Annotated in this window: 23 protein-coding genes and 2 pseudogenes; 16 read left to right on the top strand and 9 right to left on the bottom strand. The window is 72.4% G+C overall.

Annotation, left to right across the window (positions count from 1 at the left end; translation table 11 throughout):
- Positions 1–157: 157 nt before the first annotated feature.
- Together O7632_RS21255 and O7632_RS21250 are read right to left on the bottom strand one after the other, a co-directional pair.
- Positions 158–1,216 carry an SDR family oxidoreductase gene (locus O7632_RS21255; protein WP_278116694.1) on the bottom strand — a complete coding sequence of 353 codons (1,059 nt, stop codon included), beginning with the start codon at positions 1,214–1,216 and terminating at the stop codon, positions 158–160.
- A complete protein-coding gene (locus tag O7632_RS21250) occupies positions 1,216–1,731 on the bottom strand; it encodes an SRPBCC family protein (RefSeq protein WP_278116693.1) in 516 nt (171 codons plus the stop codon). The genes O7632_RS21255 and O7632_RS21250 overlap by 1 nt, the downstream gene beginning before the upstream one ends.
- Positions 1,732–1,843: 112 nt before the next feature.
- On the opposite strand from O7632_RS21250, the gene O7632_RS21245 reads away from it, so the two are divergent.
- Genes O7632_RS21245 through O7632_RS21210 form a run of 8 tightly spaced genes read left to right on the top strand, consistent with a single transcriptional unit; the run spans position 1,844 to position 10,668 of the window.
- Complete coding sequence (locus O7632_RS21245) at positions 1,844–3,541, top strand: HAD-IIIA family hydrolase (protein ID WP_278116692.1); 1,698 nt, start codon at positions 1,844–1,846, stop codon at positions 3,539–3,541.
- On the top strand, positions 3,538–4,512 hold the full coding sequence (locus O7632_RS21240) for a glycosyltransferase (RefSeq protein WP_278116691.1): 975 nt from the start codon (positions 3,538–3,540) through the stop codon (positions 4,510–4,512). Before O7632_RS21245 ends, O7632_RS21240 begins: the two co-directional genes overlap by 4 nt.
- Positions 4,497–5,714, top strand: a complete 1,218-nt coding sequence (locus tag O7632_RS21235; RefSeq protein WP_278116690.1) for a glycosyltransferase — start codon at positions 4,497–4,499, stop codon at positions 5,712–5,714. The genes O7632_RS21240 and O7632_RS21235 overlap by 16 nt, the downstream gene beginning before the upstream one ends.
- Position 5,715: 1 nt before the next feature.
- A complete protein-coding gene (locus O7632_RS21230; RefSeq protein ID WP_347403587.1) occupies positions 5,716–6,432 on the top strand; it encodes an SIS domain-containing protein in 717 nt (238 codons plus the stop codon).
- The gene (locus O7632_RS21225) at positions 6,429–7,964 is read left to right on the top strand and encodes a PfkB family carbohydrate kinase (RefSeq protein WP_278116689.1); all 1,536 of its coding nucleotides are present in this window, start codon (positions 6,429–6,431) and stop codon (positions 7,962–7,964) included. Before O7632_RS21230 ends, O7632_RS21225 begins: the two co-directional genes overlap by 4 nt.
- A gap of 13 nt (positions 7,965–7,977) precedes the next feature.
- Positions 7,978–8,673 carry an SDR family oxidoreductase gene (locus tag O7632_RS21220; protein WP_278116688.1) on the top strand — a complete coding sequence of 232 codons (696 nt, stop codon included), beginning with the start codon at positions 7,978–7,980 and terminating at the stop codon, positions 8,671–8,673.
- The gene (locus tag O7632_RS21215; RefSeq protein ID WP_278116687.1) at positions 8,670–9,644 is read left to right on the top strand and encodes a glycosyltransferase family 9 protein; all 975 of its coding nucleotides are present in this window, start codon (positions 8,670–8,672) and stop codon (positions 9,642–9,644) included. The genes O7632_RS21220 and O7632_RS21215 overlap by 4 nt, the downstream gene beginning before the upstream one ends.
- A complete protein-coding gene (locus O7632_RS21210) occupies positions 9,625–10,668 on the top strand; it encodes a DNA topoisomerase IB (protein ID WP_278116686.1) in 1,044 nt (347 codons plus the stop codon). Before O7632_RS21215 ends, O7632_RS21210 begins: the two co-directional genes overlap by 20 nt.
- Before the next feature lie 40 nt (positions 10,669–10,708).
- Here O7632_RS21210 and tnpA read toward each other — a convergent pair whose 3' ends face one another.
- The 5 genes from tnpA to O7632_RS21185 form a co-directional block, all read right to left on the bottom strand.
- Positions 10,709–11,032, bottom strand: a complete 324-nt coding sequence (tnpA, locus tag O7632_RS21205; protein ID WP_278116685.1) for an IS200/IS605 family transposase — start codon at positions 11,030–11,032, stop codon at positions 10,709–10,711.
- A 26-nt stretch (positions 11,033–11,058) separates the two neighbouring features.
- Positions 11,059–11,889 (bottom strand): TerC family protein, encoded by an 831-nt coding sequence (locus O7632_RS21200; protein WP_278116684.1) that lies wholly within the window; start codon positions 11,887–11,889, stop codon positions 11,059–11,061.
- A gap of 102 nt (positions 11,890–11,991) precedes the next feature.
- The gene (locus O7632_RS21195; protein WP_278120262.1) at positions 11,992–12,495 is read right to left on the bottom strand and encodes a hypothetical protein; all 504 of its coding nucleotides are present in this window, start codon (positions 12,493–12,495) and stop codon (positions 11,992–11,994) included.
- A gap of 57 nt (positions 12,496–12,552) precedes the next feature.
- Positions 12,553–14,190 carry an ATP-dependent DNA helicase RecQ gene (locus O7632_RS21190; protein WP_278116683.1) on the bottom strand — a complete coding sequence of 546 codons (1,638 nt, stop codon included), beginning with the start codon at positions 14,188–14,190 and terminating at the stop codon, positions 12,553–12,555.
- A gap of 76 nt (positions 14,191–14,266) precedes the next feature.
- A complete protein-coding gene (locus tag O7632_RS21185) occupies positions 14,267–14,422 on the bottom strand; it encodes a hypothetical protein (protein ID WP_278116682.1) in 156 nt (51 codons plus the stop codon).
- A 161-nt stretch (positions 14,423–14,583) separates the two neighbouring features.
- Between O7632_RS21185 and O7632_RS21180 the strand changes: the two are divergent.
- Positions 14,584–16,161 (top strand): annotated as a pseudogene (locus O7632_RS21180) (glycoside hydrolase family 3 protein); the annotation flags it as partial.
- A gap of 108 nt (positions 16,162–16,269) precedes the next feature.
- On the opposite strand, the gene O7632_RS21175 reads toward O7632_RS21180, so the two are convergent.
- A complete protein-coding gene (locus tag O7632_RS21175; RefSeq protein ID WP_278116681.1) occupies positions 16,270–17,379 on the bottom strand; it encodes a PQQ-dependent sugar dehydrogenase in 1,110 nt (369 codons plus the stop codon).
- Positions 17,372–17,662 (bottom strand): GNAT family N-acetyltransferase, encoded by a 291-nt coding sequence (locus O7632_RS21170; RefSeq protein WP_278116680.1) that lies wholly within the window; start codon positions 17,660–17,662, stop codon positions 17,372–17,374. The genes O7632_RS21175 and O7632_RS21170 overlap by 8 nt, the downstream gene beginning before the upstream one ends.
- 190 nt (positions 17,663–17,852) lie before the next feature.
- On the opposite strand from O7632_RS21170, the gene O7632_RS21165 reads away from it, so the two are divergent.
- The 7 genes and pseudogenes from O7632_RS21165 to O7632_RS21135 all read left to right on the top strand — a co-directional run bounded on the left by O7632_RS21165 (position 17,853) and on the right by O7632_RS21135 (position 22,262).
- Positions 17,853–18,203 (top strand): hypothetical protein, encoded by a 351-nt coding sequence (locus O7632_RS21165; RefSeq protein ID WP_278120261.1) that lies wholly within the window; start codon positions 17,853–17,855, stop codon positions 18,201–18,203.
- A 54-nt stretch (positions 18,204–18,257) separates the two neighbouring features.
- The gene (locus O7632_RS21160; protein WP_278116679.1) at positions 18,258–19,079 is read left to right on the top strand and encodes a DUF1206 domain-containing protein; all 822 of its coding nucleotides are present in this window, start codon (positions 18,258–18,260) and stop codon (positions 19,077–19,079) included.
- A gap of 190 nt (positions 19,080–19,269) precedes the next feature.
- A pseudogene (locus O7632_RS21155) lies at positions 19,270–20,475 on the top strand (mechanosensitive ion channel domain-containing protein); the annotation flags it as partial.
- A 272-nt stretch (positions 20,476–20,747) separates the two neighbouring features.
- A complete protein-coding gene (locus O7632_RS21150; protein WP_278116678.1) occupies positions 20,748–21,185 on the top strand; it encodes a phage holin family protein in 438 nt (145 codons plus the stop codon).
- Positions 21,182–21,517, top strand: coding sequence for a DUF3618 domain-containing protein (locus O7632_RS21145; protein WP_278116677.1), 336 nt, complete (start codon positions 21,182–21,184; stop codon positions 21,515–21,517). The genes O7632_RS21150 and O7632_RS21145 overlap by 4 nt, the downstream gene beginning before the upstream one ends.
- Entirely contained in the window at positions 21,514–21,786 is a 273-nt protein-coding gene (locus tag O7632_RS21140) for a DUF4235 domain-containing protein (protein WP_278116676.1), read from the top strand. Before O7632_RS21145 ends, O7632_RS21140 begins: the two co-directional genes overlap by 4 nt.
- Positions 21,787–22,058: 272 nt before the next feature.
- Positions 22,059–22,262 (top strand): cold-shock protein, encoded by a 204-nt coding sequence (locus O7632_RS21135; RefSeq protein WP_007075740.1) that lies wholly within the window; start codon positions 22,059–22,061, stop codon positions 22,260–22,262.
- Positions 22,263–22,325 lie beyond the last annotated feature (63 nt).

Here is a 22,325-nt window from a genome sequence, read left to right as displayed (position 1 = left end):
ATCAGCGAGGTCGCGGTTTGTCGGAGGTCTGGGTCGGACGAACGCGGCGTCGGATCGGTCAGCCGGCCACATCGTCCGCGCGACCGGTCGGTCAGCCGGCCACATCGTCCGCGCGACCGGTCGGTCAGCCGGCCACATCGTCCGCGCGACCGGTCGGTCAGCCGGCCACGCTGCCCCCGCGACCGGCCGTCGGCACGGACAGGCGCAGCCGGTCCGAGCCGGCCGCCGCCAGCGCCCGTGCCGCGCCGAGGCCGGCCAGCAGCATCGCCGTCGCGGCCTGCTTGTGGGTCACCGCCCACAGCGCCAGCGACCGTGGGTGCGCCCGGTGATCGAAGACCCCGTGCGCGCCGTGGTCGACCTCTTCGTCGGCGGGCGTGTCGACGTTGTCCCGCCAGCTGGAGCGGTCGATCACCTCTGCGGTCTGCTGTGACTCGAATCCGACCGCGCGCACCGAGAGGTAGCGGTCGAGCAGGCCAGGTGCCAGAATGTCAGCCAGCCGGGCCCGTAGCGTGGGCCCGCCGACGTTGACCTCGCGGGGACCCTTCTGTGCCGCCCAGCAGATCGCCCGCGCCGCGACCTCGGGCTGGAATATCGGCGGTACGGGTTGCGGATGCCGGGGCAGATGGGTGCGAACCCAGGAGAACTGCGGGGTGTTGACGGCCGGCAGCTGCACCATCGAGAGTTTGATCTTGGGGCTGGCCTGCAGTAGCTCGGCCCGGAGCGAGTCGTTGAAACCCTGGATGGCGTGCTTGCTGGCGCAGTAGGCCGACTGCAACGGGATCCCCCGGTAAGCCAACGCCGAGCCGACCTGCACGATGGTGCCGATCCCCGCCGAGCGCATGTGCCGCAGGGCGGCGAGAGTGCCGTGGACGGTACCCAGATAGTTGACCTCGGTGACCCGCCGGAACTCGTCGGCGCTGATCTCCCACGTCGGAGCGAAGACCGACACCATGGCGTTGTTGATCCAGACGTCGAGGACGCCGTGGCGTCGGACCAGGTCGTCGCCGGCCTGGTCGACCGCCGTGGGATCGGCGACGTCGACCTGATAAGTCGCCACCGCCTCGGCCCCCAGTTCCCGACACCGGGCACCAGCGGCGGCGAGTCCGGCGGAACCCCGGGCGATCAGCCCGAGTCGGGCACCCTGACGGGCGAACCGTTCTGCGGTGGCCCGGCCGATCCCGGCGCTCGCCCCGGTGATCATGACGGTTTGGCTCATCACACGTTCACCTGCCTGGTCGCGATGTCGGACAACCGGCGAAGTGTCTCCCGGTTGCGGTGCTGCAGTACGAGATCGTCGATCGTGGTCCAGGCCCGTCGCAGCGGACAGCCGGGCACCCGGCACAGCGGTCCGCCCGTCATCCAGCCCGGCGGCCTGCCCGTCAGCCAACCCAGCGGACCTCCGGTGAAGGTTTCGTCGATGCTCACCCGGGTGCCGTTGGCCTCGGTGGGGGCCAGCCGGAACGTCACGGTCGCCGCACCGAGTGGCCAGAGACCGGCGCGCAGGATCAGCTCGTGGGGCGGATCGCAGGAAACGACGGTCGAGCTGTCCGCCAGCGACAACGGCCACGGCCCGGCGTTGTGCAGCAACCGGGCACCGGGTCGCGGCCAGTGATCGTCCACGTCCCGGACGTGCACCGTGCCGACCACCCAGTCGCTGTAGGTCCACCCGTCGCCGAGTACCGCGAAGACCCGGTCCGGCGAGGTCGGGATGACCCGCTGTACGACAGCCACGATTGGCCCGTACCCCTGCCAGGGCCGACTAATCACGCAGCCTGCGCAAACCGTGCGGACCGGACGAAGGTGAGCGATGTTTACTCGTCGGACCCCCGGGAACCGGTACCAGGTGCGAAGCGAACAGATCAGTCGAAGCCGCGGGTTGTTCGACGCGGTGCTGTTCGACCGTGACGGCACGCTGGTGCACGACGTTCCCTACAACGGCGACCCACGACAGGTCCGGGTGATGCCGGGTGCCCGGGCGGCGCTGGACCGGCTGCGGGCGGCCGGGCTGCGGATCGGGGTGGTCACCAACCAGTCCGGACTGGCGCGCGGCCACTTCACCGCCGACGAACTGGCCCGGGTACACGACCGGATCGAGGAACTGCTTGGCCCGTTCGACACCTGGCAGGTCTGCCCACACGACGAGGGCGAGCGCTGCCGGTGCCGCAAGCCGGCCCCGGGGATGATCCACGCCGCCGCGTCCGCCCTGCGCACCGTGGCGGCCCGGTGCGTCGTGGTCGGTGACATCGGGCGGGACATGGCAGCCGCCGGCGCGGCAGGCGCCACCGCCATCATGGTGCCGACCGAGGCGACCTGGCCGGCGGAGATCGCCGCCGCTCCGGCGGTGGCCGGAGACCTGACCAGCGCCGTCGATCTCATCCTTCGCCGGCACCGGATGCTCCACTCCCGCCCGGCGGTCGAGCGCCGACGCCGGGTGCTGGTGGTCCGCTCCGACTCGGTCGGCGACGTGCTCGTCACCGGGCCGGCGATCCGGGCCGTCGCGGCCGGCGCAGACGAGGTGGTCATGCTGTGCGGGCCACGCGGCCGGGCGGCGGCCGAACTGCTCCCCGGGGTCGCCGAGCTGATCGAATGGCCGTTGCCCTGGATCGATCCCGAGCCGGCACCGGTCGAGCCGGCCGAACTGTCCCGGCTGACCGACCGGCTCGCCACCATCGACGTCGACGAAGCGATCATCTTCACCTCGTTCCACCAGTCGCCGCTGCCGCTGGCCGTGCTGCTGCGGATGGCGGGAGTGGTCCGGATCGCCGCGATCAGCGACGACTATCCGGGCTCGTTGCTCGACGTCCGGCACCGGGTCCCGGCGGGCGTCCCGGAGGCCGAACGGGCCCTGTCGCTCGCGGCGGCGGCGGGTTTCCCGCTGCCCGACACCGACGAGCCGGTGCTGCGGCTGCGTCCCGGTTGTCTACGGCCGGCCACCTCGACCGGTTTCCCGGCGGCCGTACCGGTGGGTCCGCGGCAATCGCCGGCCGCCACGGAGTCACCCGGCGGTGCACCCCCCGGTGCCTTACCCGGCGGCTCACCCGGCCCGGTGCGACCGGGCTACGTGGTGGTGCACCCCGGATCGTCGGTGCAGTCGCGGGCCTGCCCGCCGGAGCGCTGCGCCGAGTACGTCACCGCGCTGCGCGCCGCCGGACACCGGGTGGTGGTGACCGGCGGACCGCACGAACGGGCGCTCAGCGCCATGGTCGCCGGCCGGGACGGCACCGATCTGGGCGGCCAGACGTCCCTGGGCAGGCTGGCCGCGATCATCGCGTCGGCCAGTGCCCTGGTGGTCGGCAACACCGGCCCGGCGCACCTGGCCGCCGCCGTCGGCACCCCGGTGGTCAGTCTCTTCGCACCAACCGTTCCATTCGGACAGTGGGGCCCGTACCGGGTGCCCTGGGTACGACTGGGCGACCCGATGGCGGCCTGCGGCAACACCCGGGCCGCCCGCTGCCCCGTACCCGGTCACCCCTGCCTCACCTCGGTACGGCCGCAAAGCGTCGTCGAGGCGGTCGAGCTGATCTGCGGGACGGCCGCATGAACATCCTGCTCTGGCACGTGCACGGCTCCTGGACCAGCGCCTTCGTGCACGGCAAACACCGCTACCTGGTGCCGGTCACCCCGGACCGGGGGCCGTACGGGCTTGGCCGGGCGCGCACCTACCCCTGGCCGGACTCGGTCGTGGAGATCCGGCCCGGTCAGCTCGCCACGGCCGAGATCGACCTCGTCGTCCTGCAGCGACCCGAGGAGTGGGAGCTCGCCACGAGCTGGCTCGGCCGGGCGGTCGGCCGGGACCTGCCCGTCGTCTACGTCGAGCACAACACGCCCAAGGGAGACGTGCCGAACACCCGCCACCCGATGGCCGACCGCGACGACGTGATCCTGGCGCACGTGACCCACTTCAACGAACTGTTCTGGGACACCGGCGCCACCCGTACCCGGGTGATCGAACACGGCATCGTCGCGCCGACGGCCCGCTACACCGGGCAGCTCGACCGGCTGGCCGTGGTCACCAACGAACCGGTGCGGCGTCAACGGATCACCGGCACCGACCTGATCCCTCGATTCACCCCGGTCGCCCCCCTCGACGTGTACGGCATGGGTGTGGCCGGCCTCCCCGAAGCGCTCGGTCCGCCGGGCCAGCGGGTCACCGCCTACGACGACCCGCCCCAGGCGGCGATGCACACCGAGGTCGCCCGACGCCGGGCGTACCTGCATCTGTGCCGGTGGACGTCGCTGGGCCTGAGCCTGATCGAGGCGATGGCGATGGGGATGCCGGTGATCGCGCTCGCCACCACTGAGGCGGTCGCCGCCGTACCCGCGTCGGCCGGGGTGCTCGACACCCGGGTGCAGACCCTGGTCGACGCCGCCGTCTGGCTGATCGAGGAGCCCGCTGCCGCACGCCAGCTGGGCGACGAGGCGCGGCGTGCCGCGCGGACCCGTTACGGACTGGACCGCTTCCTCGCGGACTGGGACGAGCTGCTGGAGGAGGCGCAATGCGCATCGCGATGATCTCGGAGCATGCCAGCCCGCTCGCCGCGCTCGGCGGAGTGGACGCCGGTGGGCAGAACACGCACGTCGCCGAGCTGTCCACCGCGTTGGCGGCGGAGGGCCACGAGGTGCGGGTCTACACCCGACGGGACGCCCCCGACCTGCCGGAACTCGCAGAACTGGACAACGGGGTGTCGGTGGTGCACGTGCCGGCCGGGCCGGCCGAACACATCGGCAAGGACGATCTGCTGCCGCACATGGCGGAGTTCAGCCACTGGCTGGTCCGGCAGTGGGGCAGCGGCGAGTGGACACCGGCCGTCGCCCACGCCCATTTCTGGATGAGCGGCCTGGCGGCGGTCACCGCCGGCCGGCTCACCGAGGTGCCGGTGGTGCAGACCTATCACGCGCTGGGCACGGTCAAACGACGCCACCAGGGTGCCATGGACACCTCTCCGCCCCGACGCATCGGCTACGAACGGGCACTGGGGCGCAGCGTCGACCGGGTCATCGCGCAATCCCAGGACGAGGTGGCCGAGTTGATCCGGATGGGGGTACCCCGGGCCCGGCTGTCGGTGGTGCCGTCCGGCGTCAACGAACAGACCTTCGCGCCGGACGGCCCGGTCGCCGACCGGATCCCGGGCCGGCCCCGGGTGCTGACCGTGGGTCGGCTGGTCGCGCGCAAAGGCTTCCAGGACGTCGTCCGGGCCATGCAGTTGGTGCCGGACGCCGAGTGCGTCATCGTCGGCGGGCCGCCGGGCAGCGACCTCGACGCCGATCCGCAGGCCTGTCAGCTGCGCCGACTCGCCGAGGACTGCGGGGTCGGCGACCGGGTCCGGCTGGTGGGCGCGGTGCCCCGGGAGGAAATGCCCCGCTGGTACCGCTCCGCCGACGTGCTGGTCGCTGCGCCCTGGTACGAGCCGTTCGGGCTCACTCCGCTGGAGGCGATGGCCTGCGGCGTACCGGTGATCGGCACCGCGGTCGGCGGACTGACCGACACCGTCGTCGACGGGCTGACCGGCGACCTGGTCGCGCCCAGGGATCCGCGCGCTCTCGGGATGGCGATGCGTCGGCTGCTCAGCGACCGGGTGCGCCGGTTCGCGTACGCGACCGCCGCGCTGGACCGCGCCCGCCAGTGCTACTCGTGGCGGCGGGCGGCCGAGCAGCTCGTCGCCGTCTACGCGACGGTCAGCGGGGTGCGCCAACCGAGCCGGGTGGTGGCTTGAGATGGCCGACGCCAACACGGTGCTCGACGAGCACCTCGCCGGTCTGGCCGAGGCGATGTTGCCGTACCGGCGGGTGGCGAGCCGGCTGGGACGCTGGGGCAGTGACCTGGCCTGGACCCTCGGCCACGGTGGACGGCTGCTGGTCGCCGGCAACGGCGGCAGCGCGGCCGAAGCCCAGCACCTGGCGGCGGAGCTGGTCGGGAAGTTGCGCGACGACCGGACCCCGCTGTCGGCGATCGCGCTGACCGCGGAGACCTCCTCGCTGACGGCGATCAGCAACGACTTCGGCTTCGAGGAGGTGTTCGCCCGGCAGGTCCGCGCCCATGGCCGGCCCGGCGACATCCTGCTGCTCTTTTCCACCAGCGGCCGCAGCGGCAACCTGCTCGCCGCCGCCCGCGCCGGGCGCGACGTGGGGTTGCGCTGCTGGGCCTGTACGGGGCCGGCACCCAACCCGCTGGCCGAACTGTGCGCCGAGGTCCTCGCGGTGCCGGCGAAGGATCCGCAGGTCGTGCAGGAGCTGCATCTGGTCACCGCGCACCTGATCTGCGAGTACGTCGACCAGATGTTGCCGAGCGTGCTCGGCTTGGCGGGTGCCGTCGACTCGTTGACCGGGCTGGCGGCCGCTGGCGCCCCCACCGTGGCTGGCGCCCCCACCGCCGCTGGCGCGGCCACCGTCTCCGGCCTGCCCGTCGTCGACGCGAGCGGACACCGGCCGTGACCGCCGGCCGGATCGTTGTCGTCGGCGACACCCTGCTCGATCGTGACGTCGACGGTGCCGTCACCCGGGTCTGCCCGGACGCCCCGGCACCGGTGCTCGACGAGCGGCAGGTCACCGACCGGCCCGGGGGCGCCGGACTCGCGGCCCTGCTCGCCATCGGTCACGGACATCCGGTGGCGTTGGTCACCGCGCTCGCCGACGACGCCGCCGGTGCCCGGCTCGCCGGTCTGCTCACCGCCGCCGGGGTCGAACTGCACCCGTTGCCGTCGTCCGGGACCACCGCCGAGAAAATCCGCCTGCGGACCCGGGGCCAGGTGCTGCTACGCCTCGACCGGGGCGGGACGGGAAGCGCGATCGGGACGCTACCCGAACCGACCGAGGAACTACTTGCCCGCGCGACGGCGGTGGTGGTCAGTGACTACGGGCGTGGGCTGGCCCGGCTGCCGGCGCTGCGGGCCGCGTTGGCGGCCACCGCCGCCCCGGTGGTCTGGGATCCGCACCCTCGGGGCCCGGCGGCGGTGGCCGGGGTGCGGCTGGTCACTCCGAACGAGGTCGAGGTCCGCCAGCTCACCGGTGACCCGGCGGGTGGCGAGACCCGGATGGCCGCCGCCGCCCGCAGCGCGGCCGAGCTGCGCCGGCGGTGGCGGGTCGGCGCGGTCGCGGTCACCATGGGCGCCGACGGCGCGCTGCTGTGTCACGCGGGCGCGACACCGCTGATGGTCGCGGCACCGACCAGTGCCGACGGCGACACCTGCGGAGCCGGTGACCGGTTCGCCGCCGCGGCGGCGATCGCGCTGGCCGACGGGGCGCTGGTCTCCGAGGCGGTCCAGACGGCGGTACGGCAGGCCACGCGGTACGTCGCAGATGGTGGTGTCGCCGCCGTGCCGCGACTGTCCACCGCCGCCGCCACCGGGGTCGCCACTGGCATCGGTGGCGGCGGCATCGGCGCCGGGGTGTCGTGGTCGCTCGCGCCGTCCGCTGACGGGCCGGCACCGGAACCGGCCGGTGCGTCGGCTCCGGTGGCCGACCGGATCGGACTCGACGCCGTCGGTGCGCTCGCCGCCCGGGTCCGCGCGGCCGGCGGGACGGTGATCGCCACCGGCGGCTGCTTCGACCTGCTGCACGCCGGGCACGTGTCGGCCCTGCAGGCCGCCCGCCGGATGGGCGACTGCCTGATCGTCTGCCTGAACTCGGACGCGAGCGTGGCCCGGATCAAAGGCCCCGAGCGTCCACTCGTCGGTGAGCGGGATCGGGCCCGGCTGCTGGCCGCGCTGGGCTGCGTCGACGCGGTGGCGATCTTCGACGAGGACACTCCGGAGGCGGTGCTCGCCTGGCTGCGTCCCGACGTCTGGGTCAAGGGCGGCGACTACGCCGGCGGCGGAGCCGATCGACCCGACCTGCCCGAGGCCGATCTGGTCCGACGCTGGGGCGGCCAGACCGCCATCGTCCCGTACCTCGACGGACACTCCACCAGCAGCATGATCGCCGCCGCGCGCGCCGGCACCCGTCGGTCGACCACATCGTTCGTGTGACGGAAGGAATCCGATGACGAACCATGCCCTCGAGCCGGCGGTGCTCGTCACCGGCGGCGCCAGCGGCCTCGGCGCGGCGGTCGTCAGCCTGCTGGCGAAGTCCGGCCACCGGCCGTACGTGATCGACCGGCAGGCCCCCGCTGACGGAGTGCCGTGGGTCGAATGCGACCTGGCCGAAACCCGCGCCGCCGAATCCGCCACCCGGCGGATCGCCGACCAGGCAGGCGGACTGTCCGCTGTGGTGACCGCCGCCGGCATGGACGTTCCCGGCCGGCTCGCCGAACTGCCCGGCGAGACCTGGGAGCGGATCGTGACGGTGGACCTGCTGGCCACCGCCGCCGTGATCCGGGCCGCGCTGCCCTGGCTGGCCCGGGCCAACGGTCACGTCGTCACCGTGGCGTCCACGTTGGGTGTCAAGGCGGTCAGCGACGCCACCGCCTACTGCGCGGCCAAGTTCGGCGTGGTCGGGTTCACCCGTGCCCTCGCCGCCGAGCTCGCCGGCTCCGTCGGGGTGACCCTGCTGATCCCGGGCGGGATGCGGACCGCCTTCTTCGACGACCGTGACGTCCAGTACCGTCCCGGCGCGGACGCGGCGCTCAACGATCCTGGCAGCGTCGCCGCGGCGGTGTTGTTCGCGCTGCAGCAACCCGCCGGCTGTGCCGTACGCGAGCTGGTGGTCTGCGCCGACCGTGAGTCGTCGTACCCGTGATCCTGGTGCTGCGGGCGCTCGGCATCGGTGACCTGGTCACCGCCGTTCCGGCGCTGCGGGGGCTGCGCGCCGCGTACCCGGCGATGACCCTCACCCTGGCCGCGCCGGCCGGACTGGCCGCGCTGATCGACCTGATCGGCGTGGTGGACCGGCTGGTGCCGACCGTCGGGTTGGAGCCGGTGCGCTGGCTGGACGCCCCGCCGGACTGGGCGGTGAACCTGCACGGTCGCGGCCCGCAGTCGCACCAGGTGCTACGGGCGACCCGGCCGGGGCGGCTGTGGGCTTACGCCTGCCCGGCGGCCGACCACGACGACGGGCCGACCTGGCGCGACGACGAGCACGAGGTGCTGCGCTGGTGCCGGCTTCTGACCTGGTACGGCGTGGAGTGCGACCCGACCGATCTGACGCTGCCCCGACCCCCACCGGACCGGGTTCCGGTGGGGGTGACCGTGCTGCACCCGGGAGCCGCCTCGGCGCGGCGGCGCTGGCCGGCGGACCGGTTCGGGGTGCTGGCCCGCCGGCTCACCGACGCCGGCCACCGGGTGGTGATCACCGGATCGCCGGGGGAGCGGACCCTCGCCGAGGCGGTGGCGGCCGTCGCCGACCTGCCCGGCACCGCCGTGTACGCCGGCCGGATGGACCTGTTCCGGTTCAGCGCCCTGCTGTCCCACGCCCGGTTGCTGGTGAGCGGGGACACCGGAGCCGGGCACCTGGCCACCGCGTTCGGAGTACCGTCGGTGCTGCTGTTCGGGCCGACGTCGCCGGCCCGGTGGGGTCCGCTGATCGACCGGGAGATCCACCAGGTCCTGCAGTATCCGGCGCTGTCCGAGGGCACCGAGGAGCCGGCTGACGCCGACGGGTACGCGGAGCCGGCTGACGCCGTACCGCATCCGGCGCTGGCGGCGATCTGTGTCGACGAGGTGCTCGCCGCGATCGGTGAGGTGCAACGCGGTGCGGCTGCGACGCAGTGACCTGGCCCGACCGGGCTACCGGCGACGCCGCCGAGGTCGCGGCGTCACGTTCCTGGACACCGACGGGCGTCCGCTCACCGACCACGCCGAACTCGCCCGGCTGCGGGAACTGGTGATCCCGCCCGCGTGGCGGGACGTGTGGATCAGCCCCCACCCGGCCGGCCACATCCAGGCGGTCGGGACCGACGCCGCCGGTCGTCGGCAGTACCTCTACCATCCGCAGTGGCGGGCCCGCCGGGACACCGCGAAGTTCGAGCACGTCCGGCGGGTCGCCGAGCGGCTGCCCCGACTGCGTCGGCGGGTGGCGGCCGATCTGCGCGGCGGGGGCCTGCGCCGGGAGCGGGTGCTGGCCACCGTGGTCCGCCTACTCGACCTGGGCATGTTCCGGATCGGCAGCGACCAGTACGCCGACGGCGACGATCCGACCTTCGGCGTCGCCACGCTGCGGTCGACACACACCCGGGTCGGTCGGGGCTGCGTCGTCCTCGACTTCCCCGCCAAGGGTGGGATCCCGCAGGTGCGCCGGATCACCGACCCGCAGGTGTGCGCGGTGTTGCGTGATCTGCGTCGGCGTCGCACCGGCGAGCAGCGGCTGTTCTGCTACTGGGACGGGCGACAGTGGCGCGAGGTGCACAGCGACGAGATCAACTCGTACCTGCGTGCGGCGAGTGGCACCGACATGACCGCGAAGGATTTTCGTACCTGGCACGCCACGGTTCGGGCCGCCACGACGCTCGCCCGGGGTGGGGTGCCCCGCTCGACCGCCGCCCGGCGGCGGGCGGTGGCGGCGGCCATGCGTGACGTCGCCGACCTGCTGGGCAACACGCCGACCGTGGCGCGCGCCTCCTACGTCGACCCACGGGTGGTCGAGCTGTTCCACCGAGGTCACGTGGTCCGGCTCGGCCGTGCCGCCGTGCCCGACGACGGCGGCGGACCGCCCTCGGCCGCCGCCGAGGACGCGGTCCGCCGCCTCCTGCCGCTACCGGAATGCGGGCCAGTGCTCCGGCCTTCAGGCCGGGGGTGAAGGCCCGCGCTGGGAGGGCCGCCAGGGCCCGAGCAGTGTTCTAACCTGGCTGGTTCTGCTGCTCGATGTACCGCTTCACGGCGCTCGGTGGCGCGCCGGCGACGGAGCCGGCGAAGTACGAGCCTGACCAGAGCTTGTCGGCCCGGTAGAAGTGGCGTGCGAGGTCGGGGAATTCCTGCCGCAGGCGGCGCGACGAGACGCCCTTGAGTGAGTTGACCAGGCGGGAAACGGCGACTTTGGGTGGGTGGTTGACCAGCAGGTGGTGGTTGTGGCCGCCGTTGAACTCGACCAGTTCGGCCTCGAAGTCGGCGCACACGTCCCGCATGATCTGTTCCAAGCGGGTCGGGTCGCGTCTCGCCGCCATTGCGGCATGGCGTCTCGCCGTCACCGCTACGTGGTCGCTCCGCCATCGGCGTCCGCCGTGCCCTTGGCGTCCGCCGTGCCCTTGGTGTCCGCCGCGCCGCCGGCCCCGGCTTTGACGTACGTCGGGTGCAGGTTGACCGGCTGGGCCTCCTCGCGCCGCTGACGCGAGCGTAGCCGCAGGTTGAGGAACTCGACGAAGACCGAGAAGGCGATCGGCCCGTACACGTAGCCCTTGGCGATGTGCTGCCCGAGCCCTTCGGCGATCAGGCTGCCGCCGATCAGCAGCAGGAACGACAACGCCAACATCTTCACCGTGGGATGGCGGTTGACGAACGCGCTCACCGTACCGGCGGAGACCAGCATGATGACCATCGCCACCACGACCGCGGCGACCATGATGAACAGTTGCTCGACCATGCCGACCGCGGTGATCACCGAGTCGAGGGAGAACACCACGTCCAGGACGAGGATCTGCGCGATGACCGACGCGAAGGACGCGGTCTTGCGGCTGGTCCCGTGATCGGCGCCTTCGAGATGTTCGTGGATCTCGTAGGTCGCTTTGACCAGCAGGAACAGACCACCGAGCAGCAGGATCAGATCCCGGCCGGAGATCTCCTGGCCGAACACCGTGAACAGCGGCGCGGTCAGCCCGATCACCCAGGACAGCGAGGCCAGCAGCAACAGCCGGGTGATCAGCGCCAGTGACAGGCCGATGGTCCGGGCGCGGGCCTGCTGATGCTCGGGAAGCCGGCCGGCGAGAATCGAGATGAACACGATGTTGTCGATGCCCAGCACGATTTCGAGCAGCAGCAGGGTCGCGAACGCGATCCACAGCTCGGGGCTGGTGAGAAGCTCCATGACGCTCCCAGGTCAAGGGGTGTGCCTACCGAGCCGCCACGGCTCGCGGTAGGAGACCGTACTGGTCGGCGTCAAACCCGCCCCGGCCGGGATGACCCTGGCTCAGTCGTTGAGCACGTGCGCGAGCTGGTCGCGGAACCGTCGCTCCGACTCGCTGACCGTCTCGCCGCCGATGCCCAGCAGGCCGCCGGTCGACGCGGCGCTGACCACCTGTTCGGCGATGCCGACCAGCCAGTGCTTGTACGCTCCGGCCTCGCCGTCGTCGACCCGTTGGGCGAGCAGCCGGGCCGCCTCGGTCGCCCGGGCCAGCACGTCGGCGATCAGGGCCTGCGGATCCGTCGGCTCCAGCACCGGCAGCTCCTCGCCGGCCTCCGGATCGCCGACCCGACTCACCAGCTCGCCGGCGACCGCCGCGACCAGCGGACTGGCCGACTCCCGGCCGGCGCCGATCGCATCCAGACCGGCGGCGTTCTCGGCCCGGGTCCGCCGCCCGCCGTCGGACTCGGCGGCGCTCGCCGCGGTCAGCACCGCGTGCGGCAGCCCGACCAGCAGTCCCCATTCCGCGTCGGAGAACCCGAGTGCGGTGTACACCGGCACGTCCGTCACGCTCATGCCCCTCTCCACCAGTGATCCCGCCCAGGCTAGTGCCCGCCGGGTGATTCATCAGCGCGGCTCGGCGGTCAGGAGTCCCTGTTCGCTGACCACCGGCACCGACAATGTCTTGTATCCGATGTCGTCGAACAGGACGGTCATCCGGTCTTCTTCGTAGCCGAGGACCATGCCGGCGCCCCATTCGCCGTGTCGCACCATACTGTGCACGGGGAAGGGCCCGGCGGCGCCGTCGTCCGGGGTGCTGTTGCCGGCGTGGCAACTGTCGCAGTGGCCGCACACCTCGGCCATGTGCTCGCCGAAGTAGGCGAGCAGCGTCTGGCTGCGGCAGCCCTGGGCCTGCGCGAAGGCGCGCATCATGTCGGTCCGGGATCGTTGCAGCGTCTGGCGTCGGGCGGCGGCGGCCAGCACCTCGGTGGCGGCGTCGGCGGGTGACGGGGCGTACGGTGGTCGCGTCACCCGGTTGGCCCCGACGGTACGGGCGGCACCGACCTCTTCCAGCAGGGCGAGCAGGCGGCCGAGTTTGCGGGCGCCCAGCCCGGTCCGCTCCCGCAGCGCGGCGCGGGTGACCGGCGCGGCCCGCAGCAGCGCGGCCAGGTCCCGGACCTCGTCGGCGTCGGGTGGGCTGGTGGTGAAGTAGCGCTGGAGTCCGACGTCTTCGGCCCGCCACAGCAGCAGGGCCCGGGCGGGTTCCCCGTCGCGGCCGCCACGGCCGATCTCCTGCAGGTAGCTGTCCGGCGAGTCGGGCAGTGCCGTGTGGACGACCCACCGGATGTCGGGTTTGTCGATGCCCATCCCGAACGCCGAGGTGGCCACCATCACCGGTACGGCGCCGTCGATGAAGTCCTGGTGCAGGCTGTCCCGCGCGGCTGCGGGCATTCCGCCGTGGTAGCAGTGCGCCGGATATCCGTCGCCGGTGAGCCGCTCGGCGAGTTCCTCGGCCGCGCGTCGGGTCGGCACGTAGACGATCCCCGGCGGTCGTTCGACGTCGAGCAGGCCGAGCAGCCGTCGCCAGCGATAGTCCTCGGTCGGGCAGTGCGCCACTTCGAGGAAGAGGTTCGGCCGGTCCAGGCCGGCGACGACCAGGTGCGGGTCGGTCAGGCCGAGCCGCGCCACGATGTCGTCGCGGACCGGCGGCGAGGCGGTGGCGGTCAGCGCCACCACCGGCGGGCGGCCGAGTTCACGGACGAGATGACCGATGGACAGGTAGTCGGGCCGGAAGTCGTGCCCCCAGGCGGAGACGCAGTGCGCCTCGTCGACGGCGATCATGGCCGGCCGAAGTGCCCGGACCTCGGCGAGCCGGTGTGGGTCGCAGAGCTGTTCGGGGGTGGTGAACAGGAACCGTGCCCGGCCGTGTCGGACGTCGTCCAGCGCGGCCTGCCGTTGCGCCGGTGATTCGGCCGAGCTGATCCGTACGGCCCGCAGGTCCGGCTGGTCACGATCGTTGAGCGCGGTGATCTGGTCCTGTTGCAGCGCCAGTAGCGGTGAGATGACCACGGTCGGTCCGGGCAGTAGCACCGCCGGGATCTGGTAGACGGCCGACTTGCCCGCGCCGGTCGGCAGGACGACCAGGGTGTCCCGGCCTTTGAGTAGTGCGCGCATGGCGCCGAGTTGGCCGGGACGCAGCGCGGACCAGCCGAATCGTTGGCGGGCGACGCGGCGCAGGCGGGGTGAGTGCAACGGCAGCTTCATCGGAGGCCGTGGTTACCCGGTGCGCGCGGTGGCCAAACGGCGTCGGGTTCAGCGGCGCTTGCCGAACACCGCCGGTTCAGCGGCGCTTGCCGAACATCGCGCGCAACGCGGCGAGGAGCAACAGGATGCCCAGCACGGCGCCGACGACCTGGACGCCCGGGATGTCCTGCCAGCTGGTTTCCTGGGCGACCCACCGGATGTCGTCGGCGGCGCGAAGGACGAACGGTGCCATCCACGCACTGTGCCACAGCGGTCACTGAGGCGACAGGGTCGGCCTGATCTCGTTTAATAGGAAGGTTTATTGACTAATAATCCGGGCGGTGTGACCATGGGCTGCGACCGGCGGTCGGTCGAACGTTCGATTGTCGTGGCACGACCGGAGGTGCGCGCCGGATGGCGGATCGCAGTCCCACCCTGCGCCGGATGGCGGCCAGCGTGCTGCAGCCCGGGTTCGAGGGAACCGTCGCACCGGCCTGGGTACGCCGGTGGACCGCCGACGGGCTGGGCGCCGTCGTGCTCTTCGCCCGCAACGTCCGCGACCCCGAGCAGGTCGCGGCGCTCACCGCCCAACTGCGGGCCGAACGCCCCGACGTCCTGATCGCCATTGACGAGGAGGCCGGCGACGTCACCCGCATCGAGTCCGGCTCGGGCAGCTCACGACCGGGCAGCCTGGCGCTGGGGGCCGTCGACGACGTCGGGTTGACCGAACACGTCGCCCGCGACCTCGGTCACGAACTGGCGTACCTCGGAATCTCCCTCGACTACGCGCCGGTGGCCGACGTCAACGTCGACCCGGACAACCCGGTGATCGGGGTACGGGCCTTCGGCGCGGACCCGGACCTGGTCGCCCGCCACACCGCCGCCTGGACCCGTGGCCTGCAGCACGCGGGAGTCGCCGCCTGCGCCAAGCACTTCCCCGGACACGGCGACACCAGCGTCGACTCGCACGTCGACGTGCCCCGGATCACCGGCGACCGGACCCGACTGGACACCGTGGAACTCCTGCCGTTCCGCGCCGCGATCGCCGCCGGCACCAAGGCGGTCATGACCGGTCATCTCCTGGTGCCGGCGATCGACCCGACCTGGCCGGCGACCCTGAGCCACCGGGTACTGACCGACCTGCTCCGTGAGGAACTCGGCTTCGACGGAGCGGTGATCACCGACGGGATCGAGATGCGGGCGGTCACCCGGCGGTTCGGTCTGGCCGGGGCCACCGTACGGGCGATCGCCGCCGGCGTCGACGCGGTCTGCGTCGGTGGCGGGCACGCCGACGAGCAGACCGTACGGCTGCTGCGGGACGCGATCGTCGACGCCGTGGTCGCCGGGCGGTTGCCCGAGCGGCGGCTGGCGCAGGCCGCCGACCGGGTGGGCCGGCTGGCCGGATGGACCCTGCGGCATCGGGCCGCGCACTCCCCGTCGCCACCGGCCGCCGGTCCCGCGAGGTCCACCATCGAGGTACGGCCGGCCCTGGCGACGGCCCGGCCGGGGCACTCGGCGATCGGGCTGGTCGCGGCTCGCCGAGCCGTCCGGGTGCGGCCCGGCACCGACCTGCCACTGCGTCGAGCGCCGCACGTCGTGGAGTTCGCCCCGGCCCACAACATCGCGATCGGCGCCGAGACCCCGTGGGGCCTGGCCGCGTCGCTGACCGAACTGCTTCCGGGCACCACCCTCGCCCGGGTCACCGCCGACGACCCACCGCGGGTCGCCGCGCCGCCCGACCACCTCGACCCGGCCTCGACGGCCCGCCGCCCGGAGACCGCCCCGGCCGCCGACCGCCCGCTGGTGCTGGTCGTGCGGGATCTGCACCGGCACCCGTGGATGTCGGCAGCGGTCGACCAGGCCCTGGTCGACCGTCCGGACGCCATCGTGGTGGAGCTCGGTGTCCCGGTTCTGGTGACCGGTGGTGGCTACCTGGCGACGTACGGGGCGAGCCGCGCCAACGCTCGGGCGGCGGCCGAGTTGCTCGCCGGGCACCGGTCGACCGACCGCACGGAGCCGGATCCGGAGCCGGGACTAGGTCCAGGTCCGGTCGATCCCGCCGGTCCGGTGGATCCTGAACCGGTCGCCGCGTTCCACCGGTCAGCCGGCGATGCGTAGGATCCGGTCGTCGTCATCGGCAGGTGATCCGCGACCATCGCGGTTGGAGGTCAGCACCCACAGCGATCCGTCCGGTGCCACCGCGACGTGCCGCAGCCGTCCGTGATCCCCGCTCAGTAGGGACTCTGGCTGCTCGCCGCCGGGTCCGATCCGATACAGCCGTTCGCCGCGCAGGCAGGCCAACCAGATCCTGCCCTGGTGAAAAGCGATGCCGCTGGGCGAGGCGTCCCGGGTCGCCCAGGTCGCCACCGGATCGACGAACTCGGCGAGTTCGGCCACCCCTTCGGCGATCGGCCAGCCGTAGTTGCCACCGGCCTCGATCCGGTTCAGCTCGTCGTGCTGGTTCTGGCCGAACTCGCTGGCGAACAGCACACCGTCCGGTCCCCAGGCCAAGCCCTGGACGTTGCGGTGCCCCAGGCTGTAGATCGGGGAGCCGGGGAACGGGTTGTCCGGCGGTGTCTCGCCCTCCGGGGTCAACCGCAGGATCTTCCCGGCGAGGGTGGACCGGTCCTGGGCGGCGTCGCGCTGGCCGGCGTCGCCGGTGCCGGCGTAGAGCATCCCGTCCGGGCCGAACGCGATCCGCCCGCCGTTGTGGGTACGGGCCCGGGGGATTCCGGTCAGCACCGGTTCCGGCGTGTCCACGGTCGAGGCGTCGGACAGGCGCAGCCGGGCGATCCGGTTGTCGTCGGCTGTCGTGTAGTACAGGTAGACCCAGCCGTCGCTGGCGTAGTCGGGGGAGACCGCGACCCCCAACAGGCCGCCCTCGCCGCCACTGGCGACGCCGGGCACCCGGGTGAGCTGGCGGGTGGCACCCGTGGGGTCGACGGCCAACAGCCGCGCGCTGTCCCGTTCGGTCACCAGGGCGGTGCCGTCGGGCAGGAACGCCATATCCCAGGGGGCCGCCAGGCCGGTGGTGACGACCCGTACCTCGGTCTCGGCCTCGGGTGTGTCGGAGACGGTCGGGTCGCTGAACCAGCCCAGCCAGCTACCGGCGGTGACCGTCGCGGCCACGACCGCGACCACGACGGCGAGCGCGACGACCGTACGGACCACTCTGCCCGGGCGCCGATCGGCCGGGCGCCGATCAGTCACCGGTGCCGGACACCATGGCGGCGAATTCGGGGTGACGCTCGATGAAGGCGGCGATGAAGGGGCATTGTGGCACTACCTGCTCGCCCCGGTCGCGGATCTGTTCGAGCAGGCCCCGGGCGAGAGCGTCACCCGCGCCCTGTCCCCGGTAGGACGGATCGATCTCGGTGTGCGTCACGACGACGGCACCGGGGCGGACCCGGTAGCTTGCGAACCCGGCCAGCCCGTCGTCGATCAGGATCTCGAACCGGCTTCGGGCCGGATTGTCTGTCACCAGAATCGTCACCGCAGGGCACCTCCTCGACTGCGCCGAGCCTAGCCGACCGGGGCGCCCGAGCTCAGGCATGGCCACCGAGCAAGGCGCGGCCACGGAGCAGGCAGGACCGGTCCGTACCGTCGAGGCCGACCGGTGCTGGTGGGGCGTCGGTACGCTTGACCCCGTGACGATTCTCCCCTTCCTGTCTTCGATCTCGCCGCTGCGGCTCGCCCGGTCGGCCCGACGCGACGTGTCCCGGCTGGCCGGCCTGGCGGCGGCGCTGATCCTCGGTGTCGCCCTGCTGACCGGCTGCAGCTCCGAGGGGGCCAGCACCGAGTGTGGGCTGGACGCCTGCACCGTCACCTTCGACCGTGGCGTACAGGCCAGCGCCAACATCCTCGGCGTGGAAGCGAAGCTCATCGGTTCCGAGGCCGACCGGGTCACCGTCGAGATCGCCGGTGAACAGCTCACGCTCACCGTCGGCGAGCAGGCGACCGAGGTGGCCGGGTTGGCGGTCAGCCTGCAGCAGGTCACCGAGTCCCAGGTGGTGGTGCGGATCGCCCGGCAGTGACCCGACCGCCGGCGGGAGGTTTGGCGATGTTCGGCAACGGTCAATGATGCGGCCATGCCGAACACCCAAGATGCCCGTCGGACCGCCAATCAGGTCGGTGACAGCCGCTGGCTCGAACTGCTCGCCCGGGTCGGTTTCATCGGATACGGAATCGTTCACCTGCTGGTCGCCTGGCTTGCGTTGCAGATCGCGTTCGGTCGCTCCGCCGCCGATGGCGACCAGTCCGGTGCCATGCGTACGTTGGCCGCTCAGCCGTTGGGCGGTGTACTGCTGATCGCGATCGCGGTGGGACTCACCGCGATGGCGATCTGGCAGGCGATCGAAGCCGCCGTCGGGCACCGGGCCGAGCAGGGTCGGGACCGGGTCCTCGAACGGGTCATCTCGGCCGGTCGCACCGCCGTCTACCTCTCGTTCGCCTGGACGGCGGTCCAGGTCTTCCGCAACGCCGGCTCCGACACGGCCGACCAGCAGCAGGCGCTGAGCGAGCGGGTGATGTCCGCCCCCGGTGGACGGTGGCTGGTCGGGGTGGCGGGACTGGTGCTGGTCGGGATCGGTGCGGGCATGATTTTCAACGGAGCCACCCGCCGGTTCGAGAAGCAGCTGAAGACGGGCGCGATGAGCGCGCGGGTCCGCCAGGTCACCTGCCGGCTCGGCATGGTCGGATACGTGGCGAAGGGCATCGCGTACGGCACCGCCGGCGTGCTCGTCGTCGTCGCGGCGGTGCAGTACGACCCGGAGCGGGCCCGTGGTCTGGACGCGGCCCTGCGCGCCCTGCGCGAGCAGGCCTACGGCACGATCCTGCTCACGTTGGTCGCCGCCGGCTTCGCGGCGTTCGGCATCTACTGCTTCGCCCAGTCGCGCTACCGCAAGGTGTGATCCCCGGCCGGAGCGTCGAGGGGCTGAGTCCGGCCCGGCACACGCCGGGCCGGACTTAGCGTGTGCCGGATCACTAGCGGAGTGGCACGCGTGACAGGGCTACTCCACTTGCGGCATTGTTGGCGGTTTGTCACCGATGATTCGTACTGTGGAGGGAGAGGCAATCGTGCATCCCGCTGTCTGGACGGCGATCGTCACCGGGGGCGCGGCGGTGTTCGCGGTGGTCTTCGTGGTGGCGGTCCACCGGGTGATCCGTCGACTCGGCCGCCGTTCGCTGCTGCTGGCCGAGCTGTCCGCGCACGCGCACCGCGCGCTGCTGGTGGCGGCCACCGCGGCGGCGGTCCAGTTCGCCGTCCGCTTCACGACCGGGTTCGCCGCCGGCGAGCCATGGCGCGCGGGACTGCTGCACGTGCTGGTGCTCGCGACGATCGCGTCCTGCTCGTGGCTGGTCGCCGCGTTGCTGCTGGCGTTCGAGGACACCACGCTGGCCCGCTTCCGGACCGACGTGCCGGACAACCGGCACGCCCGCCGGTTGCACACCCAGGTGGTGATGTTGCGTCGGGTCACCATCGCGGTGATCGTCGTGCTCACCGCAGGGGTGATGCTGATGACGTTCCCGGCCGTACGGGGCGTCGGTGCCAGTCTGCTCGCGTCCGCCGGGGTGATCGGTGTGGTCGCCGCGTTGGCGGCGCAGAGCGTCCTCGGCAACGTCTTCGCCGGGCTGCAGCTCGCGTTCAGCGACGCGGTGCGCATCGACGACGTCGTGGTGGTCGAAGGCGAGTGGGGCCGGATCGAGGAACTCACCCTTAGCTACGTGGTGGTGCACATCTGGGACGACCGCCGGCTGATCCTGCCGACCTCGTACTTCACCACCAAGCCGTTCCAGAACTGGACCCGGACCAGAGCAGCGGTGCTCGGCACGGCGGAGTTCGACCTCGACTGGTCGGTGCCGGTGCAGCCGATGCGGGAGGAACTGCGCCGCGCGGTGGAGGGGTCGCAGCTGTGGGACGGACGGGTCTGCGTCCTGCAGGTCACCGAGGCGACCGGCGGTACGGTCCGGCTTCGGGCCCTGGTCAGCGCCGCCGACTCGCCGACCCTGTGGGACCTGCGGTGCCTGGTCCGTGAGCACTTGGTCCGGTGGGTCCGGGAGCAGTCGCCGATCGCGTTGCCCCGGTGGCGTGCCGAGGTGGGCGACGGCGACGGGATGCTGGACTGGCTGGATTCCCGGCGGACGGAAGCCGCCGACCGGGTGCTCGCCGGCCGGGTACCGGACGACGCCCGGTCGTTGGACCACGACGGCCCCGCGTCGGACGGCGAACTGCCCGACGACGCCAGGCTGTTCGGCGGCGGCGCCGAGGGCGATGCCCGCGCCTCGGTGTTCGTCGGCCCGGACGACGTGGTCGGCCCGGACCGGGTAGTCGACGACCCCGACAAGGGGGCCGACGACCCGGACGGGCCGGGCGACCACAGGGATGACAGGTTCGCCGGCCCGGACGAGGACCTCGCCGGTCGCGACACAGCCTTCGCCGGTCGCGACACAGCCTTCGCCGGTCGGGACAAGGCCTTCGCCGGTCGGCACGAAACACCCGCGCCTGATCGTCGTCAGCAGGATTGATCCGGGCCCCACGCGGGCATACAGCGTCGAACAGCGGGAAAGGAGGCAATCAGATGGCCGACGTCTTGCACCGGCCGCCCGCCGACCGGGCCACCGACGATCGGTCCACCGCCGAACTCGTCCAGCAGGCCGGTGAGCAGATTTCCCGGCTGGTCCGCGACGAGTTGGCGTTGGCCCGAGCCGAATTGACGGAAAAGGGTAAGCATGCCGGTTTCGGCATTGGCTTGTTCGGCGGCGGTGGCGTTCTCGCCCTGTACGGCCTGGCCACCCTGATCGCGGCGGCCGTGCTGCTGCTGGGCCAGGCGTGGCCGCCCTGGGTGGCGGCGTTGACCATCGCGGTCCTGCTCTTCGCGCTGGCCGGTGGCCTGGCGATCGCCGGCCGACGTCAGGTCCGCCAGGCCGCGCCGGCGGTGCCGACGGCGGCCGCCGACAGCGTACGTGCGGACGTGACCGTGGTGAGCGCCGCGATGAAGCGGGGGAGGCGGTCATGACCCCGCACCCTCCCGGTACGAACGGCAACGGCAGCGGCGATCTCGAACTGCTCCGCGCCGAGATCCGGCAGACCCGGGCCGAGCTCGGCCAGACGGTACAGGCGCTGGCCGCGAAGACCGACGTCAAGAGCCGGGTGCGGCTCGGCGCGGCACGTACCGGACAGCGTCTGCGCGACCAGGCCACCGGGGCGGTCCAGCGGGCCCGCCGGACGGACCTGCGCCGTCAGGTTCCGGCTATGGTGGCCCGGCGGACTCCCGCGTTGGTGGTGTCCGGTGCGACGGTCGCGGTGGTCGTGGTGGTGTGGCTGATGATGAGAGGAAGGCGTCGGTGAGCAAGCCGGTCAACAAGTTGGCCTACCGTCCGGTGGGGCTGGTACTGGGATTCGCCGCCGGGGCGTTGGCGGGCGTCGTTTTCCGACAGGTCTGGAAGTTGGCGGCCGGCGAGGACGACGCACCCAGCCCGATCGACGAGGAACGAGGCTGGGGCGAGGTGCTCGCCGCCGCCGCCCTGCAGGGCGCGATCTTCTCGGTCGTACGGGCCGCGGTGGACCGGGGCGGTGCCACCGGGGTACGCCGGTTGACCGGCCGCTGGCCTAGCTGACCAGGGTGGCCGTGCCGGTCGGCGGTCGGCCGAGGACCCCTGGTTTCGAGTCCGCCACGAGGGGGATGAGGGGCGTCTCAGGTCACATGTCGGCGACGTTCGTCAGGTAGGCTGTGCGAAGTTTTTGCGTACGTGGTTTGCTGTCCACGCTGTTGCGAGACAGCGTGGGTTGAGAGTCCTCCTTCACCGGGGGCCACCTCAGGCGCCGCTGCTCGAAAACGGCCAACCGGCCGCACGGCGTGCTTGGCCGCCAGTTTCAGAAGGAGATACACATGGCGCAGGGAACCGTGAAGTGGTTCAACGCAGACAAGGGCTTCGGCTTCATCACCGTCGACGGCGGGGGTGCTGACGTGTTCGTCCACTTCTCGGCCATCCAGACCAGCGGCTACCGGACGCTGGAGGAGAACCAGCGGGTGGAGTTCGAGATCGCCCAAGGCCAGAAGGGCCCGCAGGCTGAGCAGGTCCGCCCCATCTGATCCCAGCGGCCGGCGCCCTGCCGGTCCTGGCACTGACCCGCAACGGTCGTGACAAGAGCCTCG

It is taken from the genome of Solwaraspora sp. WMMD406 (assembly GCF_029626025.1).
In the GTDB taxonomy this organism is placed as follows: Bacteria; Actinomycetota; Actinomycetes; order Mycobacteriales; family Micromonosporaceae; genus Micromonospora_E.
This window is presented reverse-complemented; position numbering and strand designations above follow the sequence as displayed.

Excerpts from the sequence above, each read along its gene's own strand:
- O7632_RS21255 (WP_278116694.1), bottom strand. The coding sequence starts at position 1,216 with ATGAGCCAAACCGTCATGATCACCGGGGCGAGCGCCGGGATCGGCCGG.
- O7632_RS21240 (WP_278116691.1), top strand. The coding sequence starts at position 3,538 with ATGAACATCCTGCTCTGGCACGTGCACGGCTCCTGGACCAGCGCCTTC.
- O7632_RS21235 (WP_278116690.1), top strand. The coding sequence starts at position 4,497 with ATGCGCATCGCGATGATCTCGGAGCATGCCAGCCCGCTCGCCGCGCTC.
- O7632_RS21230 (WP_347403587.1), top strand. The coding sequence starts at position 5,716 with ATGGCCGACGCCAACACGGTGCTCGACGAGCACCTCGCCGGTCTGGCC.
- O7632_RS21220 (WP_278116688.1), top strand. The coding sequence starts at position 7,978 with ATGACGAACCATGCCCTCGAGCCGGCGGTGCTCGTCACCGGCGGCGCC.
- tnpA (WP_278116685.1), bottom strand. The coding sequence starts at position 11,032 with ATGGCGGCGAGACGCGACCCGACCCGCTTGGAACAGATCATGCGGGAC.
- O7632_RS21200 (WP_278116684.1), bottom strand. The coding sequence starts at position 11,889 with ATGGAGCTTCTCACCAGCCCCGAGCTGTGGATCGCGTTCGCGACCCTG.
- O7632_RS21190 (WP_278116683.1), bottom strand. The coding sequence starts at position 14,190 with ATGAAGCTGCCGTTGCACTCACCCCGCCTGCGCCGCGTCGCCCGCCAA.
- O7632_RS21185 (WP_278116682.1), bottom strand. The coding sequence starts at position 14,422 with ATGGCACCGTTCGTCCTTCGCGCCGCCGACGACATCCGGTGGGTCGCC.
- O7632_RS21160 (WP_278116679.1), top strand. The coding sequence starts at position 18,258 with ATGCCGAACACCCAAGATGCCCGTCGGACCGCCAATCAGGTCGGTGAC.
- O7632_RS21150 (WP_278116678.1), top strand. The coding sequence starts at position 20,748 with ATGGCCGACGTCTTGCACCGGCCGCCCGCCGACCGGGCCACCGACGAT.
- O7632_RS21145 (WP_278116677.1), top strand. The coding sequence starts at position 21,182 with ATGACCCCGCACCCTCCCGGTACGAACGGCAACGGCAGCGGCGATCTC.
- O7632_RS21135 (WP_007075740.1), top strand. The coding sequence starts at position 22,059 with ATGGCGCAGGGAACCGTGAAGTGGTTCAACGCAGACAAGGGCTTCGGC.